This is a genomic window from Sphingobium soli (assembly GCF_020782245.1).
Classification (GTDB): domain Bacteria; phylum Pseudomonadota; class Alphaproteobacteria; order Sphingomonadales; family Sphingomonadaceae; genus Sphingobium; species Sphingobium soli.
The window spans coordinates 1-3,076 of sequence record NZ_JAJGNP010000037.1 but is presented as its reverse complement, the minus strand read 5'-3'; the positions used below and the strand labels follow the sequence as shown (position 1 = coordinate 3,076).

General features: G+C 65.8%; 3 protein-coding genes. 2 read left to right on the top strand and 1 reads right to left on the bottom strand.

Features of this window, described 5'->3' with window-relative positions:
- Positions 1 to 60 precede the first annotated feature (60 nt).
- The gene (locus LL253_RS19575; protein WP_009824027.1) at positions 61 to 633 is read right to left on the bottom strand and encodes a recombinase family protein; all 573 of its coding nucleotides are present in this window, start codon (positions 631 to 633) and stop codon (positions 61 to 63) included.
- A 191-nt stretch (positions 634 to 824) separates the two neighbouring features.
- On the opposite strand from LL253_RS19575, the gene LL253_RS19570 reads away from it, so the two are divergent.
- Together LL253_RS19570 and LL253_RS19565 are read left to right on the top strand one after the other, a co-directional pair.
- Positions 825 to 2,225: a Mu transposase C-terminal domain-containing protein gene (locus LL253_RS19570; protein WP_004212864.1), complete on the top strand. Its 1,401-nt coding sequence runs from the start codon at positions 825 to 827 to the stop codon at positions 2,223 to 2,225.
- A complete protein-coding gene (locus tag LL253_RS19565) occupies positions 2,152 to 3,030 on the top strand; it encodes an AAA family ATPase (RefSeq protein ID WP_009824028.1) in 879 nt (292 codons plus the stop codon). The genes LL253_RS19570 and LL253_RS19565 overlap by 74 nt, the downstream gene beginning before the upstream one ends.
- The last annotated feature ends 46 nt before the right edge of the window (positions 3,031 to 3,076 follow it).

The window sequence follows — 3,076 nt, the reverse complement described above, 5'->3', positions numbered from 1 at the left end:
GGTGTAAACGCTCGCGCTAAGTGGCGGCATTCTGATCGCGCTATTTGTCGGCGAGCGTCGCTACGCGGCTACCGGCTTGGTCTCGGCCGATCGCACATAGGCGTAGAGTTTTGGCTTGGAGATGCCGAGCATCGAGCAAATCTTGGCGATCGGCATCGTGTTCTCGTGGTAGAGCCTGACGGGCAGGTCGCGCTTGTCCTTGCCGAGTGCGGCCGGCCGGCCACCCTTCTTGCCGCGAGCGCGGGCTGCGGTGAGACCGGCCTGGGTCCGCTCGCGGATCAGGTTGCGCTCGAACTCCGCCAATGCCCCGAACAGGTGGAAGGTAAGCTTGCCCGACGTGGTGGTCGTGTCGATCGCCTCGTGCAGGCTCAGCAGCCCGACCTTTTCCTCGTCGAGGTAGGTCATCCATCCGATCAGATCACGGAGCGAGCGGCCGAGCCTGTCGAGGCGCCAGACCACCAGTGTGTCGCCGGCGCGAAGCAGCTCCTTCACCTTTTCCAATCCAGGGCGAGCGGCAGTCGCCCCGGAGGCCTTGTCGGTGATGACCTTCTCGCAGCCGGCAGCCTTCAGCGCATCACGCTGGAGGTCCAGGTTCTGCTCGGCGGTCGATACGCGGGCGTAACCGATTTTCATGCGTAGGGCCGGTGGCGCCCCGATCGGGCGCGGTTTGGGAAGAAAGTCGTCATCGGCAGGTCTATGTTGCCCTAGTTTTCTTTACCGGGTAGATTTACGTCGAACAGGCCGGTTTGGCAACGCGAGCGGACTCGCATGGCGATGGGCAGGCAAATCTCCGTTTTCCTTACCTGCGACACGGACCGTCGGCGGTGACGCATCCGGCGCTTGTCCCGCCGCTGGCGATCGAGCGCTACCGCGTCCTTGAACCGCACCTCGCCGATGGCATCCCGCTCGCGGACCTCGCCCGCACCGGCACGCTGAGCGAGCGGACGTTGCAGCGCTGGCTCGGGCGCTACCGTGCCGAAGGACTTGCCGGTCTCGCGCGTCTGCCGCGCAACGATCGGGGCAGGCTGCACCTGCCGGAACATCTGGTCGAACTGACCCGCACTCTCGCCACCAAGCGCCCGCGACCCCCGGTCGCCGCCATTCACCGAAAGGTGCAGGAACTCGCCATCGCGCATGGACACCGAACCCCCAGCTATGCGGCCGTCGCGCGTGTCGTCAGGGCGATACCGGCAAGCCAGATCGCCGCAGCCTCCGATCCGGCCGTCTACCGCGACCAGCACGAGCTAGTGCATCGGCGCGAAGCCGCGACCTCGAACGAGATGTGGCAGGCCGATCATACCGTTCTCGACATTCTCGTGCTCGATGATGCCGGAACCCCGGTGCGTCCTTGGCTGACCGTCATCGTTGACGATCACAGCCGAGCCATCGCCGGTTACTTCCTCAGCCTCGATGCCCCCAGTGCCCTCAACACGGCGCTCGCCTTGCGGCAGGCGATCTGGCGCAAGCCCAATCCCGAATGGATCGTCAGCGGCATTCCCGAACAGCTTTACGTCGACAACGGCTCGGATTTCATCTCCGAGCATATCGAGCAGGCGTGCATCGCCCTCAAAATCCGCCTCATCCATTCGCTGCCGGGGCGTCCTCGCGGGCGCGGCAAGATCGAGCGGCTGTTCCGCACCATCAACGACATGTTCCTGCCCGACCTGCCCGGCCACCTGATCGCGGGCAAGCCGCTGTCGGCGCCAGTGCTCACGCTCGACGAGCTGCGCGCCCGCTTCGAGGCGTTCGTGTGCGGCGTCTATCATCGTCGCCCGCATGGCAGCACCGGCGAACCGCCGATCACGCGCTGGCAGAAGGGCGGGTTCCTGCCCGCAATGCCCGACAGCCTTGAACAGCTCGACATGCTGCTCGTGCACGTGCCCAAGCCCCGTAAAGTGCTGCGCGACGGCATCCGTCTGATGGGCAGGCGCTATGTCGAACCCACGCTCGCGGCCTTCGTCGGCGAGCAGGTCGAGGCGGTCTATGACCCCCGCGACCTGACCGAGATCCACGTCTACCACCAGGGCCGGTTCGTCTGCCGTGCGCTCAGCTCCGAGCACGCTGGGCACCCGTCGTTGCGCGCGATCCAGCGCGCCCGGCGCGGCGCGAAGGAGCGCGACAAGCAGGTGCCTGCCCCCACGGAGACCTTCGATGGCGACCAAGAGGATACGGCTTCCCGGCCCACCACCTACCGAGGGCTCCGGCTCTACGCCGCTGACGATTGAGTTCCTGGTCGAGCAGCCGTTCCTGGCGACCCGCGAACATGCCCGGTTCGTCGAGTTTGCCGAAGCCTGCGCGCACTACCGCTATATCGGCGTGTGTCATGGCCGGCCGGGCGTCGGAAAGACGCGATCGGCGCGCGAGTTTTCCAGCTTCCCCGACCTGGGGGAATATGCCGCGCTCCGTCCCATTGCCGCGCTCCTTGGCGAAAAGGTCGCTCGCTGCCGCGCCGTCTTCTACACCGTGTCGGTCAGCAACACGCCCAAGACGATCGACGCGGTGTTGGGCCTCAACCTCATTAAGCTGGGCTATGCCCGGCTGACGGTCGCGGGCGGCTCGCAGGACGAAATCACCCATGACGCCGCCCGCATCGCCTGCCCCCTCGTCATCGTCGACGAGGCCGACCGCCTGACCATAAAGTCGCTCGAACATCTCCGCGACATGGCCGATCGCCACGGCTTCGGGCTGATCCTGATGGGTATGCCGGGCTTGGAGAAGCGCCTCGCCCGCTATGCCCAGCTCTACTCGCGGATCGGCTTCGTCCACGAGTTCAAACCGCTTACCGAGACCGAAATGCGGCTGCTGCTCGCGACCCACGCCGGCGATTTCGGGATCAGCTTCGACCCGGCCCAACTCGACGCGATCGAAGCGCAGGCAGCCGTGATCCGCATCACGCGCGGCAACTTCCGGCTCATGGAGCGCCTGTTCGCGCAGATGCGGCGGATCATGACCCTCAACCGCGTCGAGGAGGTCACCGCTGACATCGTTCAGGCCGCGCGCGATTGCCTCGTCATCGGACCCGGCAACTGACAAATAGCGCGATCAGAACGCCGCCATTTAGCGCGAGCGTTTACAC

Coding starts and splice junctions, on each gene's coding strand:
- LL253_RS19575 (WP_009824027.1), bottom strand. CDS start 633: ATGAAAATCGGTTACGCCCGCGTATCGACCGCCGAGCAGAACCTGGAC.
- LL253_RS19565 (WP_009824028.1), top strand. CDS start 2,152: ATGGCGACCAAGAGGATACGGCTTCCCGGCCCACCACCTACCGAGGGC.